The organism is Almyronema sp. (assembly GCF_052168255.1).
Lineage (GTDB): Bacteria > Cyanobacteriota > Cyanobacteriia > Phormidesmidales > Phormidesmidaceae > Sphaerothrix > Sphaerothrix epifaneia.
Genome location: NZ_JBQLZL010000017.1, coordinates 1 through 9,009, shown reverse-complemented (window position 1 = coordinate 9,009; position 9,009 = coordinate 1). Strand labels below are relative to the sequence as shown.

The window sequence follows — 9,009 nt, the reverse complement described above, 5'->3', positions numbered from 1 at the left end:
TTACCTGTAACTCCGGCGTATGTTTTTGCCGAAGTACCTGTAACTCCGGCGTATAAGTTTGTCGTTTTGTAAACCTTTACCTGTAACTCCGGCGTATGTTTTTGTCGAAGTACCTGTAACTCCGGCGTATAGTTTCACCTGTAACTCCGGCGTATGGATCGTCAGATTGCCTGTAACTCCGGCGTATAGTTTCACCTGTAACTCCGGCGTAGGGTTTTATCACAGCCGCTAGCGCCAACCTTTGCCCTATAAGGCAATTACTTTTTTGCCTGTAACTCCGGCGTATAGTTTCACCTGTAACTCCGGCGTATGGATCGTCAGATTGCCTGTAACTCCGGCGTATAGTTTCACCTGTAACTCCGGCGTAGGGCTTACCTGTAACTCCGGCGTAGCGTCAATTTTAGGTGGTTGAGATTGCCTCAATTCGGTGATAACCTTTCGCCATTGTGCGGTTATTTAGAACAAACGCTCTCAAACTGGAGGAGACTTTTACGCAGCTAAAAAACTTAATTCAACTAGCCATAAAAATAAGAACCCTTTGCATCCCTACCACAGTCCGCTCAGGGTTCTTATGACCGAAATGACTTTACCGAGGTAAAGTCTAGCCTTTTGCACTTATAAGCCTTTGCGCTTGTAGGCCCCAATGAATCACCCCAAGCTTTTGGTGCTATGGGCTGAGTTTGGGTTGCTTATAAGCACTCATCTATATGTTTCAAGATACTAGCAACTTCGGGAGCTATTTAGCAAAGCAATTTTTATGGCAACCTAGCTGGGCGATTGCCGAGTTGCTTCAACTTGCCAAAGGTTTGAGCATGGCAAGCTGGGGAGGTGGCTGATCGTAGCTGTTGTAGCCACTGACTTTGAGTATGTACAGGAGTGGGAAGCGGCTTTCTTCTCACTTTTTCCGCATCGCTATGACTATCTTTATGCCGAGCAAACTGCACCAGGTGAGTCGCCTCAATGGCGCACAGAAAGTCGCTATCCTCTCAGCGATCGCCTGTGGCAACAGGGCAGTTATTTGTATGGGGTTCGTTTTGGCGCTCAAACAGGCTACTGTCTATTAGATATTGATGTCACCAGTCCTTACCATCCTAAGCAAGATCCATTGGCGATCGCGCGGCTAGTTGATGCTCTGGAACCGCTGGGTTTAGTCAACTATGTGGCCTGTACGTCTTCTTATAGCGGTGGGCTGCATCTTTACTTTCCCCTAGCCACTGCTCAAAAGTCCTGGCAGCTAGCCGCCGCCGTCACCACGTTACTCAGCAATGCTGGCTTTCCACCGCGTTTAGGCCAGCTAGAAGTTTTCCCCAATGCCAGACTTTATGTAGCCGATGGCTTGCCAAAGCTATTTAATGGTCACCGCCTGCCGTTACAAGCTGGTTCCTATTTGCTAAACAGCCACTTTGAGCCAATCTGGACCAGCCAGTTAGCATTTGTGCGCCAGTGGCACTACTGCCAGCAGCGCAATGGGGTAACTCAGCGAACGATCAGCCAAATTCTGAAGCAAGCTCAGCGCCGCTGCTATCGGATTTCTGGCAGAGCCGATCAGTTTCTTAATGACTTGAATGCTGAAATTGAGCTGGGTTGGACAGGAACAGGCCAAACCAACCGCTTACTGGGGCGCATTACCATGCGCTGCTATATCTTTCACCACATTTTGCAGGGGGGCAAACCTCTACAAGGTCAGTCGCTGGTGGCGCAAATTGTAGCGGTAGCTAAAGCTTTACCGGGCTATCGCCGATGGTGCCAGCATCAGCATGAAATTGAGCAGCGAGCAGCCGAGTGGGCTAACTGTATTGAGAATAGCCACTATTTTCCCTATGGGCTGCAGCAGGGTAAGTACAAAGCCAAAATTCAGTTAGAAACAGCAGAACCCGTTGTGGGGTTAACCTGGAACCAGCAGCAAACTCAGAACGTCCGCCAAAAAATTCAGGCTGCGATTGACCAATTGCTTAGCGAAAGAGCATTGGCCGAAAAAGCAACAGCTCGGTTTCAGCAGTTGATCAGCTACGGCATTGGCGGCAGTTCGCTCTATCGCCACAAAGATCTCTGGCATCCCCAGTTTTGGCATCCCCCCCAAACCCCCCCTGCTACAAAAACAGACTTATCGTTAGTCAGCGCTGAGGGCGCTGCTAACGATTTAAGTCCTATAAGCTTATTCCCCCTGACAGGTCGTAATCCCTCTTCAGCTAACGATGACAGCGATCGCCTACCTGCTAAACAATCGCCTTTAGGGTGTAATGATCGGCCAGCAGCCAAGCTAAAACCTGGGGCAACGCCGATTCAAACGGCTGCTCAGCTCAAGCAATTGCTCCACAACCTACAGCAGCAGGCTCAAACCCGTCACCAGCAGGGGCAAATATTAGGCCAGCAGCAGTTGATGCAAAAAACGACGCAGCATGAAGCGCAGTGGGCCGCTCGAATGCAGATTTACCTACAGTCAAACGACCCGATTTTGCAAGCAGAGGCGCTAGATTGGGCGATCGCCTCTACGGCACGACTGCAACAAGCGTTGTCTCAGCTTCAGGCTAAAGGGGGCGCTACTCAAAGCGATCAGCGTTTGCAGCAGCTAGCTGAGATTTTTGTTGAACTGCTGCGACTTAACTGGACGCCTGCTCAAATTCAGACAGCGCTAAGGCAGCAGTGGGGTAAATCCGCGATCGCCCAGCTTAGCACCGCCGCCAGACAAGCATGGCTGCACTGGCTGCAGCAACAGACAGGATTGCCCTGATCAGCTTTGACCGGGGCTGCTGGCTAAAGGCAGGTCGGGCAAATGCCAAAGATGGTGAACTGGCAGTCTAGCAGGGTGTAGCAGTGCATTTCGGCCTGATTAGCGCCGATTTCGGCTGCAATGGTGTCTTCAAATTCTTTGACAGCGCCACATTGAACACAGACTAAATGATGATGCTGGCTCAAAAAGGGGGTGTTTAATTCATAATATTTTTTGCCTTCTGCCAGTTCCAATTCTCGCAGCAGCCCCAAGTTGACCATCACATGTAAGGTTCGATAAACCGTGGATAGGCTAATATTTTCTCCTTGGCTAGAAAGGTGTTGGCAGACGGCTTCAGCGCTGAGGTGAGTGCCTTCGTGACAAGCTTTCAGCAGGTCTAAGATTTTCTGCCGCTGAATCGTTAAGCGAAAGCCCTCTTGATTCAACAATGTTTTAAGCATTTGACTGTTGTAATGGGTATCTGCCATGTCAACGGGATGGATAACTGAGTAAAAATGAGAGCTGTGCCATTGTGATTGACTATCGCTGAAACCTGAGTCTGCTAGGCAGCAAGCCTAGCCTGGGAACCTCAGTATCAACCAAACAGGCGAAATTCTTAAACCCTTAGTCTTAAATGATCAATGGCTTTGGCTGAGAAAACGCCTATTCAAAAAGTTGCTAGCTGATAGCGGCATAAATTTTAAGCAAGGCTTTGAGTTATAACGTTAAGCCGCAGGCGATCGCTATTAGTTTGAGGCAAACCATAACGGCTATGGCCGTATACAAAAGGAGTAAACCCCTGCTGAAAAAATCGTTGATATTATTTATCTAAACTTAATTTCAAGCTGATAAAAACGGTTTACTATGAAAATAATTCTGTATAACTTTACATGTTTTTCTCCCAATTAGGTCAGCAATTTAACCAATTCTCTGAGATTTTGAAGGCAGTTAGATAAACGCTAAGGGACAACCTTCTTTGATCCACACCCCTATCTCTATTGAGCTGGTAAAGGGACGAGCGATCGCCAAAAGTACTATCAGACAACGCCTAACTGCTTGAACCGGGATTGACCACGTCCGCTCTGAGAAAAATAAAGAGCAACAACAGAGCCAATGTTAGAAGTGATTTGCAACTGGGGAAGAGAATCATTTGCTTAATGCTAAACGCTTCTATTTTTAAGAAAAATATGATTAGGCAAATCCGGAAAATGGCGCTAAGCTCGGAAAAAGTTGAGTTAGCTGACTAAGCTCTCTAGCAACAGTCTGATTGAGGAAAATACGATGCCCATTACCGAAACCTTGCTGCAGTCTTTTGACGAAATTGCCGACAATCCAATTCTGTTGGCGAAGACGGTAACTGAGCCGATCTGCGAAGGACTGGGAATTGCTTACGCCAGCTTTATGGGGCTGTATCTGCAGTATCAAAAACATCATTTTGTGGTCGAAGGGTCTGAGTACTACATGCTGCATGAATATTTTTCAGAAAGCTACGAAGCAGTCCAAGATCATGCCCACGAAGTAGGAGAGCGTCTGCACGGCCTAGGCGGCATTCCGGCTCAGTCGTTTGGCAAGCTGGCTGAGCTGTGCTGCTTTGAACCAGAGTCAGACGATGCTTTTCGCTGCCGTTTGATGATTGAGCACGATCTCAAGGCGGAGCAGGCGTTGATCGACCTGCTGCGACGGCAAGCGTCTCAGGCAGAAAGCCTAGGCGATCGCGCTACCCGCTACCTGTACGAAAAGATTCTGCTCAAAACCGAAGAACGGGCATACCATCTAGAGCATTTCTTAACGCGTGACAGTCTAAAACTGGGCTGGTAGCCTCCCTCTGATTTGGCCCCTGCGCCTAGGGAGGGCGTGGGGGCGGAAGGTAAGCTATAGCTCTAGTTGAAGCTGGGCTAAGTAAACAAGTTTGAGATGGCACGAAGCTAGCGTTGTAAATAAATTTTCCACAGAATCCAACTGGAAAGGGCTAGGTAGGCGGCAATAAATAGCCAGTGATCCCAGCGCTGGGCATCAAATCCGCTGTTATGCATGGCGTTATCAGTTGCTTAGTGAGAAACTAATGCATTAGTGGTAAAGACTCCTGCGACTGAGTCTTGTCTGTGAGCAGGTTTAACTGTTGCTTTAACCGGGTTTTGATCCGCTGGGGCTGAGCAAAGCTCAGCGTTTCGCCGCTGGGCAGTAGCCTCACCGTTGGCCCCTGCTTACAGTTTTTAAGACAGCCGCTGGCTTCCAAGGCGATCGCTTTGAGGTCGGGATCTGCGGCAATTTCTGCTTGCAAAGCTTGCCACAGGCGATCGCTGCCCCGCTTAGAACAACTGCCGCGCCGACACACTTGCAGGCAGACCGGGGCCGGGGCTAAGGGTTGTTCTGTTTCTTCTATAAGCGCGAGTGCGGCAATTTCACTAGCTGGCAGCGGCAACAGATTAACGGCCCGCCAGCGACCCGCCTCAGGATAAGCCCAAACCTGGATAAAGGCTGCGGGCTGTAGTTCTCGAACCAGCATCGGTCGTAAATACTTGGGTAGTTCAATCACCTCAAGGCCAGTAGCGGTGCGCAACCGTAGCCCTTTTAATTTGCCTTTCTCTGAGCGAAAGGCACCGATATATTGACCTTTGAGCACTTGGCCGGGGGCTTGAGTAGGTGCCGAGGGTAGGGGGGTGAGCGTATGCATCAGGCGGCCTCTGCTTGCTGCCAGCAGCGCTCAATGTAGGCCAGTTGGGTTTGCCGAGGAGCGGTAAACTGCTGAATAACGCTCCATAGCTGTACCAGTTCGGTGACAGTGTTGATTTGAACTTGGAGCGGTTGACCCTTGGCGCAGTGGCAAAGAATCGCCAGTTCTTGCAGACGGTTATAGATATTCCAGCGCTCAATTCGATCGAGCTGGGGCAGGCTGCTGAGGTCGGGTTGTACAGAATCCATAGCAAGGGTTCGGCTGATGTGAATAAATAACGATAAGAACGGCTGTGAATTTAGTGAGAATAATTCTGAAACAAGCGGTTCTAAAAGCCAAAGCTAAGGCCGATTGCAGGATCAGCGATCGCCTGTAGAAACTGTTTATCAGCAGTTTTCAAGCAATTTGACCCACTGGTTTCAGGCGCTAGTTAAAATTTGTTATTGAGAACTTCTATCAAAAGATAGTCGATCTTGGCAGCTATTGCAATAGGTTTGCAATAAGAGGGGCGTTAGCGGCATCTGAGTTATTGACAGCGCCCCAGGCAGCCTTTAGCCTAAAAACAGGATTAAAATGATAATCATTCTCAATCTCGTTTTCTAGTTTGCTAAAGGAGGCTGGAGATGGAGCCGCACAGTCAGTTAGTTCGGTGGGTAAAGCTGATCAGCTTGGCCGCGAATAGCCGTTTTTGCTTGCTTGGGTTGGGTGCTGAGAAAAAAGCCGTGAGCGGCGGTAGATCCCTCCCAGGCGTCGGTCTAATTTTGGTGTTGGGGCTAATCGGTGGCGGCTGTAGCCAAAATCCTCCGCCAGAGACGGTGGCTGAATCGGCTGCTCCGGAGGTAGCGCTACCGCAAGTGGTGGCGACAACCAGCGTACTTTGCGACCTTACTCAGCAGGTAGCTGCCTCGACGATCGCGCTGACCTGCTTAATGCAACCCGGCCAAGACGCTCATACCTATCAAGCCAAGCCCGCTGATCGGCAAGCGCTGGATCAAGCTGATCTGGTGTTGTATGGCGGTTATAACGCTGATCCAGCCGTCATTGGCTTGGTTGAGGCCAGCCGTCAGCCGGGGCCAAAAGTGGCTGTTTACGAAGCGGCGGTTCCCCATCCGCTCAGCGGTAACGCTGATCATGGTCATGGTCACGGAGAGGCTACAGGCCACGACCCTCATGAGGTGCCCCATGACAAGCCGGATGTAGCTAAATCGGGTGGTGTGGCCGACCCGCACATTTGGCACGATGCTACCCACAACGCTGCCATTGTGGCGGTGATTGCTGAACAGTTGGTGGCGATTAATCCGGAACAGGCTACGTTCTATCAGGCTCAGGCCAATCAGCTAACCGAGCAGTTTGCCGCACTCGATCGCTGGATTGCAGCCCAGGTGGCGACTGTTCCCCTTAGCGATCGCCAGCTAGTGACCACCCACGATTCTTTTCGCTATTTTGCCGACGCTTATGACTTTGAGGTGGCGGGGGCGTTGAGTGGTCTAAGTACTGAGCAAAAACCAGCCGCTGGCGACCTGATTGCTTTAGTCGATCAGGTGAAGGCGACGCAGGTGCCTGTCATTTTCGCCGAAACCACAACCAGCCCTAAGCTGATTGCGACGGTGGCTCAAAATGCGGGGGTAACAGTTGCTGAACAACCGCTCTTTGTAGAAGGGCCGGGGGGAGCCGAAAGCGCTGCTAGAACGACTCAGGCGATGCTGGTGGTGAACACTTGCACGATTGTTCAAGGATTGGGGGGCACCTGTGACCCGGCAGCGGCTCCCCTTTGAGCCAAAACGGCCTAAAGAGCCAAGGTAAGCGGATTCGGCGATCGCAACTAGAGACCCACTCAGACAAATGTCACAGCGGCAACCGCGATCGCCCTTGCCGTAAGTACAATGGAGCTTACTGAATGCATGCACTTTAAGGGTTGATCAACGTGGCTAAAAAGCAGCAAAATCTTTGGGTTGAAGGTTTACAAACCATCGGTCTGAGTATTTTTCTGGCTTTGGGCATTCGTCAGTTTGTGGCTGAGGCTCGCTACATCCCCTCTGGATCGATGGAACCGACCCTGCAAATTAACGATCGCCTGATTATCGAAAAAATTAGCTATCGCTTCAATGAACCACAGCAAGGCGATATTGTGGTCTTCTGGCCACCTGCAGAACTTTTTCCCGCCGGGGCACGGCGCGATGCCTATATCAAGCGGGTAATTGGGCTACCAGGAGATGAAGTTGAAGTCACGGCAGGCCAGGTATGGGTGAACGGTGAAGCCTTAGAAGAAGACTACATTAAAGCACCGCCAACCTACCAGTGGGGGCCAGAGATCGTGCCAGCGGCGTCTTATTTAGTGCTGGGAGACAATCGCAACAACAGCACCGACAGCCATATTTGGGGCTATGTACCGCAAGAAAATATTATTGGCCGCGCTGCCGTCCGCTTTTGGCCCCCCGATCGCCTGGGAGGGTTAGATTAAAGGGGGTAACGTAGCCGCTTGACCGCTAGCCGCCGCCAGATTAGCCCCATAGCCGCCTGGAACCAGCCAAAAAACGCAAAAATTTTCCCTAAAAGGCTAGCCTAGGGCTAATTAAATGAGTCGATAAGGGGGCAATCACACCCTTGGTAGAGGGCGATCGCCCGGTGTCTCGAAATACTAAAGGCATTGACAAAACTGAGGACTTTAGTATGACGGGTCGTTTAAGCGGCAAAGTTGCCCTTGTCACCGGGGCGGCGACCGGAATTGGCGAAGCGATCGCCCACAAGTTTGCCAAGGAAGGGGCGAAAGTTGTCGTCAATGGCTTACCGGATGATCCGGTGGAGGCAGTGGCTAAACAGGTGCAGGCGCATGGTGGGGAAGCGATCGCTTATGCGGGTGATGTCTCGCAGCCTGCAGAAGCTCAAGCCTGCGTAGAAGCCGCAATCACCGCCTACGGACAGCTTGACGTGCTAATCAACAATGCTGGGGTTTTCTTAGTGACCGCCGAGACACAAGACTACCCCATTGACCTTTTCGATCGCACGTTGCAAATGAACCTGCGATCGGCGTTTCTGATGACGAAGTACGCCCTGCCCTATTTACAACAAAGTCGCGGCAATATTGTCTCTGCTGGTTCAGAAGCAGGCTTTAACGGCTTAGCCCAAAACACTACCTACGGTGGTACCAAAGGCTGGATGCACGCTTTCATGAAGGGCGTTGCCGTAGAGCAGGCTAAATATGGCGTGCGGGCTAATTGTGTTTGTCCAGGGGCGATCGATACGGCTTGGACCCATAAAGAAACGGGGCCAATGGATGAACAGATGGAAAAAATGCTGATTCAGGCGACGCCAATGGGTCGTCGCGGTACGGCTGAAGAGATGGCGAATGTTTATGCCTTTTTGGCATCAGATGAAGCCAGCTACGTGACCGGAGCCTTGTGGCTGGCCGATGGTGGCGTGACGGTGGCTAAGGGGCCTGTGGGCAATCAGGTGCCAGATGAGCTAAAGCGCGAACCCACAGGTGAACTGTCTGATTTGAGCCACAGCCGAGAAGGGTTAGACAACAAGACGGTAAAAACGTTGAAGTAAAGCAGCAAATTCAGGGCTGATTTCATTAGCTCTGTTGGCGAAGGATAGATCAAAGCGGGTGGGGTACCAGCCTTAT

Annotated in this window: 9 protein-coding genes; 6 read left to right on the top strand and 3 right to left on the bottom strand. The window is 50.8% G+C overall.

The genetic code is table 11. The features are described 5' to 3' along the window. The first annotated feature begins 914 nt into the window (after positions 1-914). Both ACTS3T_RS03025 and ACTS3T_RS03020 read left to right on the top strand, forming a co-directional pair. Positions 915-1,064 (top strand): hypothetical protein, encoded by a 150-nt coding sequence (locus ACTS3T_RS03025; protein ID WP_462934753.1) that lies wholly within the window; start codon positions 915-917, stop codon positions 1,062-1,064. Continuing rightward, positions 1,019-2,731: a hypothetical protein gene (locus tag ACTS3T_RS03020; RefSeq protein ID WP_462934752.1), complete on the top strand. Its 1,713-nt coding sequence runs from the start codon at positions 1,019-1,021 to the stop codon at positions 2,729-2,731. The genes ACTS3T_RS03025 and ACTS3T_RS03020 overlap by 46 nt, the downstream gene beginning before the upstream one ends. 23 nt (positions 2,732-2,754) lie before the next feature. Here the strand turns inward: ACTS3T_RS03020 and ACTS3T_RS03015 are convergent, their stop codons facing one another. Beyond that, complete coding sequence (locus ACTS3T_RS03015) at positions 2,755-3,198, bottom strand: Fur family transcriptional regulator (protein WP_462934751.1); 444 nt, start codon at positions 3,196-3,198, stop codon at positions 2,755-2,757. A 793-nt stretch (positions 3,199-3,991) separates the two neighbouring features. Here ACTS3T_RS03015 and dpsA point away from each other — a divergent pair. Further along, positions 3,992-4,528 (top strand): DNA starvation/stress protection protein DpsA, encoded by a 537-nt coding sequence (dpsA, locus tag ACTS3T_RS03010; protein ID WP_462934750.1) that lies wholly within the window; start codon positions 3,992-3,994, stop codon positions 4,526-4,528. Positions 4,529-4,769: 241 nt separating this feature from the next. Here the strand turns inward: dpsA and ACTS3T_RS03005 are convergent, their stop codons facing one another. Both ACTS3T_RS03005 and ACTS3T_RS03000 read right to left on the bottom strand, forming a co-directional pair. After that, complete coding sequence (locus ACTS3T_RS03005) at positions 4,770-5,384, bottom strand: (2Fe-2S) ferredoxin domain-containing protein (RefSeq protein WP_462934749.1); 615 nt, start codon at positions 5,382-5,384, stop codon at positions 4,770-4,772. Continuing rightward, a complete protein-coding gene (locus ACTS3T_RS03000) occupies positions 5,384-5,632 on the bottom strand; it encodes an Asr1405/Asl0597 family protein (protein ID WP_462934748.1) in 249 nt (82 codons plus the stop codon). The genes ACTS3T_RS03005 and ACTS3T_RS03000 overlap by 1 nt, the downstream gene beginning before the upstream one ends. Positions 5,633-6,007: 375 nt before the next feature. Here ACTS3T_RS03000 and ACTS3T_RS02995 point away from each other — a divergent pair, with 375 nt between their 5' ends. From ACTS3T_RS02995 to ACTS3T_RS02985, 3 genes are all read left to right on the top strand, one after another. Then, positions 6,008-7,159 (top strand): metal ABC transporter substrate-binding protein, encoded by a 1,152-nt coding sequence (locus tag ACTS3T_RS02995; RefSeq protein ID WP_462934747.1) that lies wholly within the window; start codon positions 6,008-6,010, stop codon positions 7,157-7,159. A gap of 149 nt (positions 7,160-7,308) precedes the next feature. Beyond that, a complete protein-coding gene (lepB, locus tag ACTS3T_RS02990; protein ID WP_462934746.1) occupies positions 7,309-7,845 on the top strand; it encodes a signal peptidase I in 537 nt (178 codons plus the stop codon). A 209-nt stretch (positions 7,846-8,054) separates the two neighbouring features. Further along, positions 8,055-8,933 carry an SDR family NAD(P)-dependent oxidoreductase gene (locus tag ACTS3T_RS02985; protein ID WP_462934780.1) on the top strand — a complete coding sequence of 293 codons (879 nt, stop codon included), beginning with the start codon at positions 8,055-8,057 and terminating at the stop codon, positions 8,931-8,933. The last annotated feature ends 76 nt before the right edge of the window (positions 8,934-9,009 follow it).

Excerpts from the sequence above, each read along its gene's own strand:
- ACTS3T_RS03005 (WP_462934749.1), bottom strand. The coding sequence starts at position 5,384 with ATGCATACGCTCACCCCCCTACCCTCGGCACCTACTCAAGCCCCCGGC.
- ACTS3T_RS03025 (WP_462934753.1), top strand. The coding sequence starts at position 915 with ATGACTATCTTTATGCCGAGCAAACTGCACCAGGTGAGTCGCCTCAAT.
- dpsA (WP_462934750.1), top strand. The coding sequence starts at position 3,992 with ATGCCCATTACCGAAACCTTGCTGCAGTCTTTTGACGAAATTGCCGAC.
- ACTS3T_RS02985 (WP_462934780.1), top strand. The coding sequence starts at position 8,055 with ATGACGGGTCGTTTAAGCGGCAAAGTTGCCCTTGTCACCGGGGCGGCG.
- ACTS3T_RS03015 (WP_462934751.1), bottom strand. The coding sequence starts at position 3,198 with ATGGCAGATACCCATTACAACAGTCAAATGCTTAAAACATTGTTGAAT.
- ACTS3T_RS02995 (WP_462934747.1), top strand. The coding sequence starts at position 6,008 with ATGGAGCCGCACAGTCAGTTAGTTCGGTGGGTAAAGCTGATCAGCTTG.
- ACTS3T_RS03000 (WP_462934748.1), bottom strand. The coding sequence starts at position 5,632 with ATGGATTCTGTACAACCCGACCTCAGCAGCCTGCCCCAGCTCGATCGA.